The organism is bacterium SCSIO 12844 (assembly GCA_024397935.1).
Taxonomy (GTDB): domain Bacteria; phylum Pseudomonadota; class Gammaproteobacteria; order Francisellales; family Francisellaceae; genus M0027.
On the sequence record CP073743.1, the window covers coordinates 98,968 to 114,448 of the forward strand.

At 33.4% G+C, this 15,481-nt stretch carries 12 protein-coding genes and 4 tRNA genes; 13 read left to right on the top strand and 3 right to left on the bottom strand.

Annotation, left to right across the window (positions count from 1 at the left end; all coding sequences use genetic code 11):
- Nucleotides 1-144 precede the first annotated feature (144 nt).
- Both KFE69_00465 and KFE69_00470 read right to left on the bottom strand, forming a co-directional pair.
- Nucleotides 145-221 (bottom strand) — tRNA-Asp (locus KFE69_00465).
- Between the two features lie 9 nt (nt 222-230).
- A tRNA-Thr gene (locus KFE69_00470) sits at nt 231-306 on the bottom strand.
- A gap of 224 nt (nt 307-530) precedes the next feature.
- On the opposite strand from KFE69_00470, the gene KFE69_00475 reads away from it, so the two are divergent.
- From KFE69_00475 to KFE69_00530, 12 genes are all read left to right on the top strand, one after another.
- Entirely contained in the window at nt 531-974 is a 444-nt protein-coding gene (locus KFE69_00475; GenBank protein ID UTW42656.1) for a pilin, read from the top strand.
- Nucleotides 975-1,011: 37 nt separating this feature from the next.
- The gene (pilB, locus tag KFE69_00480) at nt 1,012-2,706 is read left to right on the top strand and encodes a type IV-A pilus assembly ATPase PilB (protein ID UTW42657.1); all 1,695 of its coding nucleotides are present in this window, start codon (nt 1,012-1,014) and stop codon (nt 2,704-2,706) included.
- 35 nt (nt 2,707-2,741) lie between these two features.
- A complete protein-coding gene (locus KFE69_00485; protein UTW42658.1) occupies nt 2,742-3,962 on the top strand; it encodes a type II secretion system F family protein in 1,221 nt (406 codons plus the stop codon).
- A 34-nt stretch (nt 3,963-3,996) separates the two neighbouring features.
- Nucleotides 3,997-5,034, top strand: coding sequence for a glycosyltransferase family 9 protein (locus tag KFE69_00490; GenBank protein UTW42659.1), 1,038 nt, complete (start codon nt 3,997-3,999; stop codon nt 5,032-5,034).
- 56 nt (nt 5,035-5,090) lie between these two features.
- Nucleotides 5,091-5,166 (top strand) — tRNA-Asn (locus tag KFE69_00495).
- Between the two features lie 33 nt (nt 5,167-5,199).
- Nucleotides 5,200-5,287: transfer RNA gene (locus KFE69_00500), tRNA-Ser, on the top strand.
- 178 nt (nt 5,288-5,465) lie between these two features.
- The gene (locus KFE69_00505) at nt 5,466-6,686 is read left to right on the top strand and encodes a tyrosine-type recombinase/integrase (GenBank protein UTW42660.1); all 1,221 of its coding nucleotides are present in this window, start codon (nt 5,466-5,468) and stop codon (nt 6,684-6,686) included.
- A gap of 58 nt (nt 6,687-6,744) precedes the next feature.
- A complete protein-coding gene (locus tag KFE69_00510) occupies nt 6,745-7,746 on the top strand; it encodes a hypothetical protein (protein UTW42661.1) in 1,002 nt (333 codons plus the stop codon).
- Between the two features lie 164 nt (nt 7,747-7,910).
- Nucleotides 7,911-8,165, top strand: a complete 255-nt coding sequence (locus KFE69_00515; protein ID UTW42662.1) for an AlpA family transcriptional regulator — start codon at nt 7,911-7,913, stop codon at nt 8,163-8,165.
- Nucleotides 8,158-10,893: a DUF927 domain-containing protein gene (locus KFE69_00520; protein ID UTW42663.1), complete on the top strand. Its 2,736-nt coding sequence runs from the start codon at nt 8,158-8,160 to the stop codon at nt 10,891-10,893. Before KFE69_00515 ends, KFE69_00520 begins: the two co-directional genes overlap by 8 nt.
- Nucleotides 10,894-11,114: 221 nt before the next feature.
- Nucleotides 11,115-11,747: a hypothetical protein gene (locus tag KFE69_00525; protein ID UTW42664.1), complete on the top strand. Its 633-nt coding sequence runs from the start codon at nt 11,115-11,117 to the stop codon at nt 11,745-11,747.
- Entirely contained in the window at nt 11,740-12,348 is a 609-nt protein-coding gene (locus tag KFE69_00530; protein UTW42665.1) for a hypothetical protein, read from the top strand. Before KFE69_00525 ends, KFE69_00530 begins: the two co-directional genes overlap by 8 nt.
- Before the next feature lie 26 nt (nt 12,349-12,374).
- Here the strand turns inward: KFE69_00530 and KFE69_00535 are convergent, their stop codons facing one another.
- A complete protein-coding gene (locus tag KFE69_00535) occupies nt 12,375-13,880 on the bottom strand; it encodes a cytidine deaminase (protein UTW42666.1) in 1,506 nt (501 codons plus the stop codon).
- Between the two features lie 897 nt (nt 13,881-14,777).
- Here KFE69_00535 and KFE69_00540 point away from each other — a divergent pair.
- Nucleotides 14,778-15,467 carry a hypothetical protein gene (locus tag KFE69_00540; protein ID UTW42667.1) on the top strand — a complete coding sequence of 230 codons (690 nt, stop codon included), beginning with the start codon at nt 14,778-14,780 and terminating at the stop codon, nt 15,465-15,467.
- Nucleotides 15,468-15,481: the final 14 nt, after the last annotated feature.

A 15,481-nucleotide genomic window follows, 5' to 3' on the forward strand; every position in this document is an offset into this window, starting at 1 on the left:
TTGAAAAAACTGAAATAGTTGAAAATATTTTTATAAGTCATTGAATTTTGTAAAAGTCAAAATAGAAAAACTTGATGCCATCATGTCTTTTTTTTAATTGAGAGAGCAGGGAAGTAAGAAAATAATGGCATAAGCTTTTAAACATGGCGGACCGGACGGGACTCGAACCCGCGACCTCCGGCGTGACAGGCCGGCATTCTAACCAGCTGAACTACCGGTCCGCGAAAAAGTGGTGCTGGCAGTAGGACTTGAACCCACAACCTGCCGATTACAAGTCGGCTGCTCTACCAGTTGAGCCATGCCAGCGAACGAGTTTGAATTATAGCGATGTGGTTGTATAAATCAAGTCTATTTTAGGACTTTTTTTATATTTTTTAAGAATGATTAGATTCTATTCAACAAGAATAAGATTTAAAATGATGAAAGTATTTTTATTACCCATTATCCTTTTTATTGAAAATAGGCTATAACTAAGACTAAAGAGATTGTTAATATTGATAATATGGTTGTAGTATAAGGAGATATTATCTATGAAGTCATCTCGAGCAAAAGAGCGCGGGTTTACACTAATTGAATTACTAATTGTCATTGTTATTTTAGGTATATTATCGGCTATTGCAATTCCAGCATATAATAATTATGTCATTAAATCAAAAGTTGCGGATGCTTTAAGCCTTGTAACAGGCGCTAAAACGGGGATTGCCGTTTATTATAGTACTTCAAGCACTTTAGTTGGTGCAGATAATGCGGCAGTTGGCTTAGAAGATGCCACTGATATTGCTTCGAATTATGTCTCTAGTGTTAGCGTCTCTGATGGGGTGATTACGGCAACTCTAACAGGTATTGATACTGATGTAAATGGTGATGTGATAGTCTTAACACCGCAAGCAACAAAAGGGCGCTTAACTTGGTCATGCACAACCAATGTGCCTGTACAGTTTGCACCACAAGGTTGTAGTCAGATATCGAGTTAGTGAATCATAAAGCTTATATTTTAATAAGGTAAAGATAATGGCTTTAGTTGATCAATTACAAGGTATGAGTTCATTTTTAATTAAAGAGTGTGCATTAGACCCACAAGCAATTACTGATGCAAAACGCGCCATTGAATCTTCCAAGCAAGGCCTCATTAGTTATTTAAGTCAAAATCATTTATTAGATGAGGTTGAGTTTGCTTATCGGGCTAGTAAGTTTTATGCATTACCTTTAATTGATATTAAAACATTAGATCCTTCTGTAATTCCTGATCAATACCTAGATGATAATTTGGTTAAACGCTATCATGTGATTCCGATTTTTAAACGCAATAACCGTTTGGTTTTAGCAACTTCCCAACCTTTAAATGTTGAAGCAATGCAAAGCTATCGTTTTTTTAGTGGTATGGAAGTAATTTGTGTGATGTGTATTTCATCTGAACTAGAGAAATTTATTAATAAGGCGACACAATTTTATGCGCATCAGGTATTAGCTGATTTTTCAGATGAAAACTTAAGTGAAATTGAATTTGATATTGCATCAGCTACTAAAGATAAAGCAGATATGCAAGCGGATGCACCCATTGTTAAATTTGTTAATAAAACCATTATTGATGCGATTAAAAAAGGTGCTTCCGATATCCATTTTGAGCCATTTGAACGACAATATCGAATTCGTTATCGACTCGATGGTATTTTATATGAGCAATCTAAACCGCCTGTACATTTAGCCAAACAATTAACTTCTCGTTTAAAAATTATGGCAAATTTGGATATTGCTGAGAGACGTATTCCTCAAGATGGTCGTTTTAAAATGCAAATATCGAAACGTTCAGCGGTTGATTTTCGTGTTAGTACTTGTCCAACACTTTATGGGGAGAAAATTGTTTTAAGAATTCTTGATTCAGGACAATTAAATTTAAATGTACATGAGTTAGGGCTAGAAGCATACCAAAAAGCACAGTATTTAAATGCATTGAATTTATCTCAAGGTATGGTGTTGGTGACAGGTCCTACAGGTTCAGGTAAGACGGTGACTTTATACAGTGGCTTAAGTATTATTAATCAATTAGATAAAAATGTATCCACTGCAGAAGACCCTATTGAGATTAATTTACCAGGGGTTAATCAGGTGAATATTAACCCTAAAACAGGTTTAACATTTGCAAGTACCTTACGGGCTTTTTTACGACAAGATCCAGATATTATTATGATTGGCGAAATCCGTGATTTAGAAACAGCTGAAATTGCAATTAAAGCTGCACAAACGGGACATTTAGTTTTATCAACATTACATACAAATAATGCATGTGAGACGATTACGCGTTTAGCATCAATGGGGCTAGCTTCTTATAATATTGCAAGTTCTATTACGCTTGTGATCGCACAGCGTTTAATTAGAAAGCTTTGTGACTATTGTAAAGAAGAAGATCATATCCATTCATCTGCACTAAAAGAGCTAGGCTTTCAAGAAACACAGCTTATCGATGATGTCACTATTTATAAAGCTTGTGGCTGTGAACATTGTAATCATGGTTATAAGGGTAGAATTGGTGTATTTGAGATACTTGAGATTACACCTGAGATTCAGCAATTAATTTTAGAAAAAGCCAATGTTGCTGAATTATTAAAAATGGCTAAATCACAAAAACTGATTACTTTGAAAGATGCAATTATTTTAAAAGTATTACAAGGTATTACATCATTAGAAGAATTAAACCGTACAACATAGCATATATAATTTTTTAAGAGAAAAGTATTAATATCATGTCAAAAAGGTTAAACAAACAACATATATTTCTATGGAAAGGTAAAGATGAAGAAGGCTTAATGATTCAGGGGCAAACCGCTGCATCAACGCTACAAAGTGCGCGTACATTATTGATTAAACAAGGTATTACAGTATTATCAATTCGTAAACAATCAAAATCATTATCTATTTTCGAGCCGCCGATTAAGGCAGTCGATATTGCATTTTTTTTCAGACAAATGGCAACGATGTTAACTGCAGGCATTCCAATTATCCAAGCTTTGGATATGTTAGTAGAAAGCTCAAACCATCAAAAAAAATTAGCGAGTATTTTAGTTGATATTCGTCATATGGTTTCATCGGGTCGAACACTATCAGATAGCTTAACGAAGTATGCCAATTATTTTGATGTATTATCGATTAATCTTGTCAAAGCTGGTGAGGCCTCAGGGCAACTAGATCATATGCTAGCACGCATAGCAACCTATAAAGAAAAACATGAAACATTAAAGAAAAAAGTTAAAAAAGCACTGTATTATCCGATTGCTGTTTTAGTGACAGCAATTATTGTTACAGCCGTTATGTTAATTTATGTTGTACCAACATTTTCTGATTTATTTGATAGTTTTGGTGCAACGCTACCATCGTTTACACAGATGATTATTGATCTATCTAATTTTGCTCAAGCCTATTGGCATGTGATTGCTCTATTAATTTTATTTAGTATTATCGTATTATCACAACTAAGACGTAAAAATTTTAAATTTCACTATTTAACAGATCAATGGTTATTAAAAACACCAATTGTTGGTAAGATTTTAAAAACAGCCGCTGTGGCACGTTTTGCTAGAACACTAGCGACAATTTTCTCTTCTGGTATGCCAATGATTGAGGCATTAGAAGTAGTTGCCAAATCAACCGGTAATTTAGTTTATGAGCATGCCGCATTAAGAATTCGAACTTTGGTTAGTCATGGTGCGACATTGCATAGTGCAATTGAAGAAGTTTATATTTTTCCGAACTTTCTTGTACAGATGGTCGCAGTGGGTGAAAATTCTGGCAACCTTGATCATATGCTGAATAAAGTTGCTGATATCTATGAAGAAGATGTTGATCATGCAGTTGAAAGCTTAAGTAGCTTAATAGAACCTGTGATTATGATTATCTTAGGTGGTTTAATTGGCGGATTAGTTGTTGCAATGTATTTGCCAATTTTCCAACTCGGCTCTATTATGTAATCATTCAAAGTTAAATAGTATTTAAATAAAGTTAATGATTTCATTACATGGTAAAACAGTATTATTAAGTAAAACCAATCAAATTGGTGATGTGATTATGACATTACCAGCAGCGACAGAGATAAAAAAGCATTATCCTGATGCACGTATATTATTTTTAGCCTCAGCATCAAAAACGAAGGATATTGTTAATCGTTATCAAGATGTTGATCAGCTGATTAATTGGGATGAGATTCAAGAGATGCCTGAAGAAAAGGCTATTGAATATATTCGTTCACTTGGTATTGATTCAGTTATTCATTTTCACCCTAATAAGGCAATTGCACGTTTAATGAAAAAAGCTAAAATTCCTATTCGTGTTGGTACATCTCGAAGAATGTATCACTTTCTTTATTGTAATCGTTGGCGAAATGTCAGCCGTAGTCAGTCAAATTTACATGAGACTGAATTGGATATGATGCTATTAAAACCATTTACAAATAAGGCCTATTATACAAAAGATGAAATTATAGCCTTGAGAGAATTTAAAAGCGTTAATGCGAATGAAAAAGTGTCATCTTTAATTGATAAGGACAAATTTAATTTAATTATACATCCTAAGACACGTGGTGAGCATATTGAATGGTCACCATCATTTTATGCAGAATTAATTTGCCAACTACCACAAGATAAATTTAAAGTCTTTATCACAGGTAGCCAAAAAGAAGGAGAGAAAGTATATCAAGAGCTCATAGAGCCTGTAGCTGAGCTTGTTACTGATCTTACTGGAAAGACAAGCTTAGGTGAAGTTATTGACTTAATCGCTTTATCTGATGGCTTAATTGCAGGTAGTACAGGGCCTGTACATATTGCAGCAGCCTATGGTATTCATACCTTAGGTATGTATGCACCAATAAAACCATTTCACGCTGGTCGTTGGGGGCCTGTAGGTAAACAAGCTGAGAGTTTATCAATAGAAAAAGACTGTAGTGACTGCCGGATTAACATGCGCTGTCATTGCGTAAATGAAATTCCAGTTGATCAAGTAAAAACCATTGTATTGGGTTGGCAGAAAAATAAAGAAAATTCTTAAAAGCAAAGTGTTGACAAGTCTGCATTATGCGCATAAAATGCCATCTCGTTAGCTATTCCCCGATAGCTCAGCAGGTAGAGCAAGTGACTGTTAATCACTGGGTCGGCGGTTCGAGCCCGTCTCGGGGAGCCAGCTAAACAAATTTCATGTTTATTGAATATCGCTGGAGGAATGGCTGAGTGGTCGAAAGCGGCGGTCTTGAAAACCGTTGAGGGTAACACCTCCGGGGGTTCGAATCCCTCTTCCTCCGCCATTTTAGTGTTTTTTAAAGTCTCAAATCATCCCAAAAACAGCTTCAACCCCTTGATTTACCGTTGATTTTACGTCTTATATCGTTTTTTATGATCTTATAGCCACTTTTAATAAAGTGGGGTAAGTTTGGGGGTAACTGTTATAATTTACTATATATGAGATTTTGGAGTTACCCCAACATGCCCTTGAACACCGCTAAAATACTAGCCTTAAAGCCGAAGGAAAAAGACTATAAAGCTTTTGATGCAAATGGCCTCTTTATGATTGTTAAAAAAAATGGCGCTCGTTGGTGGCGATTTAAATATCGTTATTGCGGTAAAGAGCAAACTTTATCGTTAGGCATCTACCCTGATGTTTCATTAAAGGACGCTCGAATAAAACGTGATGAATATCGTAAAATGTTAATCGATGGTGTTAATCCAGCCGAGACAAGAAAAAAAATGAAAGAAGATATTCAAGGCGAAAATTTATTTGAAACAATCGCGCTAGAATGGCATCAAATGAAAAAAGATCAATGGTCGCTTAAATATGCTGAAATTGTTCTTAGTTCGCTTAAACGTAATATCTTTCCTTATGTGACAAATAAACATATCAATAGTATTACACCAACACAAATGCTGGCAATTTTAAAAAAGCTTGAGAGTAAGGGTAAAGTTGAAACAACACGTAAAATTAAACAGACGTGTGGTCAAATTTTTCGTTATGCTGTTGCATTGGGTAAATGTGATCGTGATCCGACACGTGATATTGGTGATGCTTTAAAAACAGCTAGAGCCACCCCCTATGCATTTTTATCGCATCCTGATGATATAGCAAAACTTCTAAGAGATATTGATCAATATCATGGTCACTTCATTGTTAAATGTGCATTAATGCTAGCACCACTTGTATTTGTAAGACCAACAGAGCTTGCTCAAGCCCAATGGCAAGAAATTAACCTTGATGCTTGTGAATGGCATATTGCTGAGCAGCGTATGAAGATGGGGCAAAAGCACATTGTGCCATTATCACGCCAAGCGATGGAAATTATCAATGCAGTACGATTATATACAAACACCAGCCGTTATGTTTTCCCAAGTCCAAAAGATTTTGACAAGCCCATGAATAGTGAGAGTTTAAGGCGAGCCTTGCGACTTTTGGGATATTCAGCCGAAGAAGTGACAACTCATGGTTTTAGGCATATGGCATCGACGCGCTTACATGAAATGGCTTCTGATTTTGGTTGGCATTCTGATGCAATTGAAAGGCAATTAGCTCATGCTGAACGTAATAAAATCAAGGCAGCTTATAATCATGCGGAGTATTTATCTGAAAGAAGACGCATGATGCAAATCTGGTCAGATTATCTTGATGAGCTAAAATTTGGCACGAATGTAGTAGCTTTGAGTTCTAAGCGTTAATAAAATATAGTGCATTTAATAGATTGATGGAACTTAATTTAAAACTAATGGATTTAGAATGCTAAAAGAAATTAATATACCAAGTCCTTTAACATTATCATATGATCAGCTGGTACGTAGATGGGATTATAAAAAAGCTTATTATGATGCTTCTGATATTGAAGTATTATATGAAATACTTAATTTAGTTTCCCATGATGGTCTTGCAATGCGTGGATCATTTAGAAAACTAACGTTGGTGGATACGTGTATATACAAAATAAAATTATTCGCCACCAAAACAGAAGAACCATCAGAATATCTTGAGTGGTCTATGTTAGCTCATGCTTTAAGTCGAAAACTATCTAAGGAATATGCTTGTAAAAAGTATAAATTTTGTCAAGCTGGATTTATTTATGTTCCTATGTTTAAAGAGTATATTTTACAAACTCTTAAGTCTTTCCAGCTGAATGATATTAAAATAAGAAATGATGAAGTTGATGTTAGTGTTGAGGATGTTACAGATGTAAATTTATCTGAATGCCTGCTGAATATGTTGGAAAATGGCTCAATAGAAGTTAATAGCGATAATCCATGTCAACATGCTAGTGATGAAAATCATATAATCATATATTTTTATGATGAGAGAGTCTTTTTAAGTAAAAATGATGATGATCTTCCAGTTAAAATTATTTTGCGTCCTTTAGTATTTAATAAAAATCATTTGTATATAAATACGTTAGACTTATTACAGTTTGAACAAAAACATTCTGAGTCTGACTTATCAAATAATATAGACCCAAAACTTTATAATGAACTATCAGATAAATTTTTTAACCCTAACAGTCGCTATTACCTAGAAGAAATGCATATTGCATTACAAGCTGCACATGCAATATATGTTGAAAACTATGGAAACCCAAAACATGGAACACATAGACGAATTAAAACATGGATTCATGAACATTATCCATTTTATGCTGAAAAGGATTTTGATGGTGAGTTTAAGGAAACAGCACCTTTGAAAAGATTGTGTACCATTGCAACAGCTAAGCTAGATAAAAATAAAAATTATAGGTGATCTTAAAAAATATATTATATATTAATTAGTTAGATTTAAAAATTCCATCTGGTTCACCCATGGTTCACCTATTTGGTTGATCTATTCAAGCTTTTTTTCCTGTCTTAGGATTGTCATTGAGCTAATAACAGCTCAGACAAAACTTTAACAAGGAAACATGTATTATGAATAGTATCTTAAGATTACCACAAGTTATATCCGTAACTAATCTATCACGTGCGACAATTTATCGCTTGATTAATCAAGGTGAGTTTCCAAGACAAATTAAACTTGGTGAACGTTCAAGTGGTTGGGTTCAAGATGAAATCAATCAGTGGCTTGAAAGTCGTATTCATGCCAGAGATGAACAACTTAAAAAGACAAAAAATGATTCAGTTTATTTACATCAATTAAATAAAAAGGGGGTGTGCTATGAGTAATGATCAAGTAGAGAAAATCAGAAGTGCATTAACTTATTTATCAGCGGATTGTTCGCGTTGTGAGTGGGTTGAAATTGCAATGGCAATTAAATCAGAAATTGATAATGAAATAGGTTTTGAGTTATTTAATCAGTGGAGTAGTTTAAGTGAAAAATACAATCAAAAAGAAGCATGCAGTGTCTGGAAGAGTATTCAATCAAATGGCAAAATTAGTATTGGTACATTGTTTTTTATGGCTAGAGAAAACGGTTGGAGTAAGCAGGTTTCGAATAATTTTGAATATTCTATTCATAGTGATGTTAATGATAACTGCAATAGACCTAATGGGCAGAGTAATGATATTAGAAGAAGAATTACTAATAACAACTCAGAATCTAATGTTAGCGAGAGCTGCGTAAATGATAAAGAAATTCAATATCAGAAAATGGCGACTATTGCTGAGAAAATTTATCAATCTGCAAAAGATGCATCCAATGATTATCCATATTTAAAGAAAAAGGGCGCACTAACTCATGGTGTAAAAATTCTGAATGAGGATGTTAATGTATTTGCTTGTGGTTTTGGTAAAAAGGGGAATTTAATTATTCCTTTATTTAATATTAAAGGCAGTATGCTGAGTCTATTGAGTATTTTACCGAGTAAAAAAAACGGTCAACCCGATAAATGTTTAATGCGTGGTGCTAAAAAGTCAGGTTGTTTTTATCCAATTGGCAACTATCAAAAGGATAAACCAATTATTGTTAGTGAAGGCTTTGCAACGGCATCGAGTATTTATCAGGCAACTGGGCTTTATACGATTATGGGTGTCGATGCAGGTAATCTAAAGCCAGTAGTCGATAATTTAAGCGGGCTTTATCCTGAGAATAAAATTATCATTGCCTGTGATAACGATCAATATAAAAGCACTAAAAATACAGGGATTGAGCAAGCAAAAAAAGCCGCCCAATCAAGAGCAAACGTAAGTCTTATTATACCAGAATTTAAATCAACTGTATCTAAACCGACTGACTTTAATGATCTGCATTTATTAGAAGGCTTATCGGTAGTCAGAGAGCAAATTATTGGTGCGACAACAATTATACCAAAGGGTTATTTCTATGCTAAAGATCGTCTTTATTACCAAGATGAATCAGATGAAGCTCCATTATATTTAGCGGATGAATTAAAAGTCACAGCGGATATTAAAGATCATGATAATCAAGGTTATGGTATGCGTTTAAATTGGTATGATAAGTATCATCAAAAGCATGCTTGGTCGATGCCATCAAAGTTATTAGCTGCTAGAGGATTTGAGCCAATTGAGCAAGAGTTACGTGATGGTGGTTTAAATATTTCTGATAGCCCTGATGCAAAACGTTACTTAAAGCGTTTTTTAAATCATGTTCAGCCTCGCCAGTGTTTAACTTCGGTGTATAAAACAGGTTGGTATAATCAAAGCTATGTCTTAGCTGATAAGGCATACAACCAACCAAAAGAATTACCTTATGTATTTAGCCAAGGTGGAGCTACTACATTGAAACCGTCTTCAACGAAAGGTGATTTAGCAAATTGGCAAAAAGAGATTAGTCGTTATGCGATTGGTAATCCATTAATGATTTTAGCGATATCTTTTGGTTTTGTTGGGCCATTATTAAATCGGATGGGTATGGATAATTTTGGCTTACACTTATATGGTTCATCATCAACAGGTAAAACGACGTTAGCATCTGTATTAGCGAGCATCTGGGGTGATCAAGATTTTATTAAGCGTTGGCGAGTGACAACAAATGGCTTAGAGGCTATGGCTGTGAAACATAATGATGGCTTGTTAATTTTAGATGAAATTGCTCAAGTCAATGGGCATGAAGTTGATCAGATAGCTTATATGTTGGGTAATGGTAGTGGTAAAGCTAGAGCGAATCGTAAAGGTAATTCTAAAAAAATTGAAACCTTTAGGCTTGCTTATTTTTCAACTGGTGAGTTATCGGTTGTTGAGAAAATAAAAGAGTCAGGTAAGCGAGTGCCAGCAGGTGCACAGATGCGCTTTATAGATATCAATATCAATCAGAAGTATGGCGTATTTGATAACTTACATGGTTTTCAATCTGGGGGTGATCTATCAAATCATTTAAAAGAATCTTCAAGAAAGTATTATGGTGTTGCCATTGATGCATTTTTGACTGAATTAACCAATGATCTTGATTATTGGAAATCAGAGGTAACAGAGTTTATGGATGATTTCATTGAAGAATTAAAGACTATGACTATTTCAAGTCAAGCTATGCGCGTATTAAAACCATTTGCATTAGTTGCTGCAGTAGGTCAAATTGCGACCATGATGGGTATAACTGGTTGGTCAGATCAAAAAGGTAATGCAGGGCAATCAGATGCATATCATGCGGTATTAGAGATATATAAAAGATGGCTTAATGACTTTGGCAAAGGTGATTTAGAAGAGCAAGAAATGATCACAAGGTTATTTGATTTTCTTGATACTAATCGCCAACGATTTCAAGGTGAAGGTAAGTTTGCCACTGTACCAGCCAATCGTGCAGGATTTATAAAGCCACATCATAGTAAGTTTGCTTATACTATTCATAATAAAGTTTGGAGTGAAGAGATATTCAAAGGGTTGTCAGTTAAAAATGTTAACCGAGCATTAAAAGCACGCGGTACGTTAATTGATAATGCTTCATTTTATTTTGATAAGCATAAAACTCGAGCTTACACCGTGGTTTATGAACACTAACTTATAAACTAATAGAACATATAGAACGTGGTTGTATTTTGATCATGTTCTGTTTTTTATTTCTGTATCCCATATAAACCAAGGGCTGTAGCGCTTTAGAACACTAGAACATGTAGAACACGTAGTTTTGGTAGAGTTTGTAATAATAGTCCAACATAATTTGGCTTAATTGACTATATTTAATTTAGTGTCAAAAATAAACTAACTATAAGTATCATATGATGAAAAATAATGTTTTAAAATTTGTATGCCACAGTAAAAAAACGCTTGATATAGCAGCGGAATTTGGTTGGCTAGCAGGAGCTAAATATACAAACCTACGTGACATTAAACATTGTAGTCAAGTTGGGTTTATAGATATTGACTGGGAGAATTACTGCTTTCAAAAACATATTAATGCAGTAATGAAAACAAAGCCTTTGTATACAGTAGCTAAAGATATAGTAGATATTAATGAGCTTGATCAAATCCTTTATGAAGCGGAAGAATTGTCAAATTATGCTGAGAATGTCATTCTTGTTCCAAAAGACCAAAAATTAAAAAATAAACTAGAATTACTACCTAGAAAATATGTATTAGGTTACAGTGTTCCAACGAAGTATGGAGGCACTGAAATTTCAACAAAGTATTTTAATAGACCTGTTCATTTATTAGGGGGGAGACCTGATGTCCAGAGAAAATTAGCTAATGAAATGCCAGTGGTGTCTTTTGATTGCAATAGATTTACGCTTGATGCAAAGTTTGGAGATTATTTTAATGGCAAAAAATTTATTCAACATCCAATTGGGGGCTATGAAAAATGCTTATATGATTCAATAAAAAATATCACGAAATTATGGAGTCAGTATGAATAAGGAAACTGCGAGAAATGAATTTTTAATGCGGATGTATGATCAAATGTTTAATGATATTAACCGTCATATAATGGTTGTTTGGCAACCTATTATTATGTTAGGTGGAACTATTGCTGCGTTGATTTTGCAAGGTAAAAATATATTGCCAATTAGTATTTCAACTACTATGATTATTTTAGTTGTAGCTTGGGTAATAGCTCATGTATATGATAGTAGTTTTTGGTATAACAGGAATTTGGCTATTATCTCAAATATTGAAAAACAGTTTCTTCATAAAGATGATGTCTCTGAAATATGTTTCTATTTTGCTAGCCATAGAAGGAACAATAAAATGATATCTCATTTACGTATTCAGTATTATTTAGCAGTAGGCATTGGAATTATGGCAGTAATTTATCAACTGTTTATCGACTTGACTAATGGCTGTAGAAATTATTTGTTTATCTTGCCAATATTAGTGTTGATCATTGTTTGTTGCATGTTATATAGCTTTAAGAAAGGGAAAGATAAACGATATGATGAGTTTATTAAGATGTCACCTGGGAAAACAATAAAATCTGAATCTTCCAATAATACAGTTGGTCATTCAGGTAGTGGGTGACTTTTAATAAGCTTGCCAATATCAGTCTATTCTAAATCCAAAATTTCTTTGTCTTCATATTTTTCTCTTAAGTCATCAAAAAAAGAATTTAGGTCATAAAAATTATCATTTATCATTTTAAAGTGAGATAAATATTCTTTAAATTTTTTAAAATAAGATACTTCTATCCAAAAATAAGCTAAAGGAGTCGAATGTGATAAATGAATTGGATTACTGTTTTTTATATTCCAATTGATGATTCTATCACCACATTCTTTATCTCTACGATCTTTTTTAAATTTCTGGAAAACGTATTTAAATCTTTTGGGTGCTACTCCTCTAAATGAACTAAATTTAACAACATTATTATCCTTATCATTTGCTTTATCCTTAATTATTCCTTCAAATAACTTTTCTGATAGACTTTTGGGATATGGCTCAATGTAAACTACTTTATCAATGCCTGATGCAATAATATGTTTAGCACATAAATGACAAGGAAATGTAGTGGTATAGAGGGTTGCATTTTTAATTGATATTCCCCTATTAGCAGCATCGCAAATTACAGCTTGCTCAGCGTGAACAGCTCTGTAAAATTCTAATGAATCTTTCCACTCTTCATCTATTTCTTCACACTTAATTTGTTTTACTCTATGAGATAAAGTAAATCTGTTTTCATCTACAGTTTTGAAGTCTCTCAAATCTGGCTCTGAATCACACCAATAAGCGCCACCACCAAATTTAGGAACTTCATTGCATCCTGTTGATATAACATTACCATTAATATCTAGCGCACATGCTCCAATTTGTTTAGATGGTTCACTAGTACGTAATGAAGCAACGTATGCATGCATCATACCTATTTCTTCTTGTGTTGGAGTTATAAAAGGAGCATTAAAAATTAAATTGGTAAATCTATCTACATCATCCTTGATAGTTTCCATATGTAGAAAATAATGCGCTTTATGATAGGTTGCTAATGTATTACGCCCATAGTTATCACAATTTTTATCATTTTCATCTGTACTCATTAATTTCTGTATTTTATTTTTGTCATCATCTAATAATATGTCACACTTTTTCTTATCTGATAATGCTAGATTTTTCAGATACTGTTCTCTTAAGCTTTTAGTTTGATATACAGATAAAAAAATAAAATTTCTTCTATAAACATGGCGTAAAATGTTATATTCATCAGGGTGCTTAAAGGAATCTATTATATAGATAACAGGCTTACTATTTTGAGCTTTCTTATCTTTTTCCACTTGCTCATGTCTTAATTGCATAATTCTAGCAATTGCTGCATAAGCCATAATACCTTTATTTTTCTTTCTTAAGTAGTTAATTTCATCAATCTTCTTGAATATATAATCGATTTCTGAATCATTTTCATCTTTTTTAATATTTAATAATTGTGTCAGTTTTATTTTATGTACTATACACTCTGCACTTTTAAATGATTTAACTAATTCAGAATAAACCTGATCAAAATCTGTTCCAACACCACCAACTAAGCCAATAATAAGTTCAAAGGCCTCTCGTTCACCAGTCATTTTAGCAACCCCTCTTTTCTAGAGACAAAAATAAGTATACTGAATAAATATAAAAATTTTGCAAAGTTGATTAAAAAATCATGTTCTACGTGTTCTAATGTTCTAAAACGGCCGCACCCCTTATTCTATATGACTTTTTGGTGATGAATAATAGAACATGTGCAGAACAAATAGAACATTTACGGGGGTGAAGGTACTTCCTACAGTTATAAACTTATCAGGTTGATTACGCGCAAATAAAACTTTCTGCGTTGTATTTTGAGACTGCAAACTAGGACTGAGTGATTTAGAAATTTAACTGTTAAATAGGTGGGCTCAAATTTGAGCCCATTAAAAATAGGCCATGCTCCAGTGGAGTGTGGCATGTAATCTTAACTAGGTTTACTCCATTAGAGATCATTATATTAAGCCTGAGTTACTCACCCCAAATCTGGGGGCACTAAATTAGTTTTACCGCAACGCGGCTAAACCCCTATTGGTAAGGATTTTATTAACGTTCCTTAATTTTCAGGAGCGTTAGGGTATAGATTTAGTTTAATATTTTTCTTGCTATGGATTGTAATAATGCTACTTCTATGAGGAATAATTTAAACCAAATTATAAAAAGGTACTTTCAACCTAAAACTTAGTGGGGGTGATTCACCCGCCGAAAGCCTATTCTGCATCACAAAAAAAATTGATTTCGTTTCGCTTTTTTATTCTAAAAATATGAGTCCATAAATGATCATTAAAGAGTATGAGTGATCATGGCGTCTTAAAATTTTAGGTATAATTTGATCAAAAAAACGAAATGGTTTATAACTTATAGGCATATACAGTTTAGGTATTAAATGATTGCTTAGTTAGCAATATTAGTTTTAAATGTACTTGATGTGGTATGACTTTGAGTGGATGGATGTGAGTAAAAAAAATACTAATATTTCTGATAAAAATTTACCATTCTATGAGCAAATTCCTATTTCATATTTTCAACAAGCCGCAAAAAAAATTGGCTTAGATAGTTGCTGTGATATTAAAGAAGTAAATGATTTAATTCAACAATCTGATGCTATATTAGACATTGGAGCTGGCTGGGGGAGAGTAATAAATTATTTAATTTCAAGTGGCTATCAAGGGGAAATATTTGCAGTTGAGAGAAGTGCTCAATTTTATAATTATCTGAAAAAATATGAAAATTTAGTTTCTATATTAAAAGGTGATATTCGTTCTGTTGAAATTAAACGGCAGTTTCCACTAATTATCTGGATGTGGGGAGGAATTGCGGAAATGAATAAGCCTGAACAATTAAAGAGCGTACAATATATAATTTCATCAACTTTAGCAAATAATGGATATCTAGTTATTGATACTGCAGAATATATTAATAGGCCTCCCAAGGAAGTTACTATAAGTGCTATAGATACTGAAGATAGAGATGCAATTTTTGATGTAGAAATAGAAAATAAGCACATGCAATATCACTGCTATATGATGTCAAGCTCTCAAATGTCGGAATTTGCAGATGTCTTAAGTTTAAAAAGCTTTTTTCAAAAAAAGTATATAACAGATACAGGTGTTGCAAGGGTTTTACATATCTTTCAAAAGTAGCCTTTTCAAAGCTA

What these genes read in the sequence shown, in the direction of transcription:
- KFE69_00475 (UTW42656.1), top strand. Translation starts at nt 531, where the DNA reads ATGAAGTCATCTCGAGCAAAAGAGCGCGGGTTTACACTAATTGAATTA.
- pilB (UTW42657.1), top strand. Translation starts at nt 1,012, where the DNA reads ATGGCTTTAGTTGATCAATTACAAGGTATGAGTTCATTTTTAATTAAA.
- KFE69_00485 (UTW42658.1), top strand. Translation starts at nt 2,742, where the DNA reads ATGTCAAAAAGGTTAAACAAACAACATATATTTCTATGGAAAGGTAAA.
- KFE69_00490 (UTW42659.1), top strand. Translation starts at nt 3,997, where the DNA reads ATGATTTCATTACATGGTAAAACAGTATTATTAAGTAAAACCAATCAA.
- KFE69_00505 (UTW42660.1), top strand. Translation starts at nt 5,466, where the DNA reads ATGCCCTTGAACACCGCTAAAATACTAGCCTTAAAGCCGAAGGAAAAA.
- KFE69_00510 (UTW42661.1), top strand. Translation starts at nt 6,745, where the DNA reads ATGCTAAAAGAAATTAATATACCAAGTCCTTTAACATTATCATATGAT.
- KFE69_00515 (UTW42662.1), top strand. Translation starts at nt 7,911, where the DNA reads ATGAATAGTATCTTAAGATTACCACAAGTTATATCCGTAACTAATCTA.
- KFE69_00520 (UTW42663.1), top strand. Translation starts at nt 8,158, where the DNA reads ATGAGTAATGATCAAGTAGAGAAAATCAGAAGTGCATTAACTTATTTA.
- KFE69_00525 (UTW42664.1), top strand. Translation starts at nt 11,115, where the DNA reads ATGAAAAATAATGTTTTAAAATTTGTATGCCACAGTAAAAAAACGCTT.
- KFE69_00530 (UTW42665.1), top strand. Translation starts at nt 11,740, where the DNA reads ATGAATAAGGAAACTGCGAGAAATGAATTTTTAATGCGGATGTATGAT.
- KFE69_00535 (UTW42666.1), bottom strand. Translation starts at nt 13,880, where the DNA reads ATGACTGGTGAACGAGAGGCCTTTGAACTTATTATTGGCTTAGTTGGT.